At 64.2% G+C, this 559-nt stretch carries 1 protein-coding gene; it reads right to left on the bottom strand.

Annotated features, from left to right (window positions below):
- Window positions 1–559: Ig-like domain-containing protein (locus DM813_RS00050; RefSeq protein WP_164897192.1), on the bottom strand; the 559-nt coding region annotated here is incomplete at both ends.

The raw sequence follows: 559 nt of genomic DNA, 5'->3' as shown, positions 1-559 counted from the left end.
TCAGGGTGTTGCCTTCCGGGGTGACGGCCGATTGCGGGAAGCCGACCGCGCTGCCGCCACTGACCACGGTGATGCCGCCGACGGTCAGGGTCTGCAGGCCATCCGGGGCCGTAACGGTGAAACTGCCGCCCTGGGTCAGCGCCGAGGCATTCGGGTTGCTGCCGTCGCTGAGGTTTTTCTCGAAGACGGTCAGTTCGCCGCCTTCGACATCCAGGCCGTTGAGGGTTACCGGATCGTTCAGGTTGTTGACGTTCAGGGTCAGGGTCGCAGTGCTGCTGTCGCCGTCGGCATCCTTCAGGGTGTAGGTAAAGGTTTCGACGCCGCTGCCACCACCGTGCAGGTTGATGAAGTCCGGATCACTGGTGTTCAGCGTGTAGGTGTAGGTGCCGTCGGCGGCCAGTACCAGGGTGCCGTAGGTACCGGTGAAGGTGCCCGCAGTGATTGGCCCCGTGGTAATGCGGTCGGCACCCTGGATGTCGTTGCTCAGCACGTTGCCGGTCAGGGTCAGCTGCGCTTCGCTGGCGGTGACCGGGTTGGTGTCGTTAACGGCAGTCGGCAG

The organism is Pseudomonas alkylphenolica (assembly GCF_004025535.1).
Classification (GTDB): domain Bacteria; phylum Pseudomonadota; class Gammaproteobacteria; order Pseudomonadales; family Pseudomonadaceae; genus Aquipseudomonas; species Aquipseudomonas alkylphenolica_A.
Note: the sequence above shows the minus strand (reverse complement) of the source record. Positions and strands in the feature narration are given on the sequence as shown.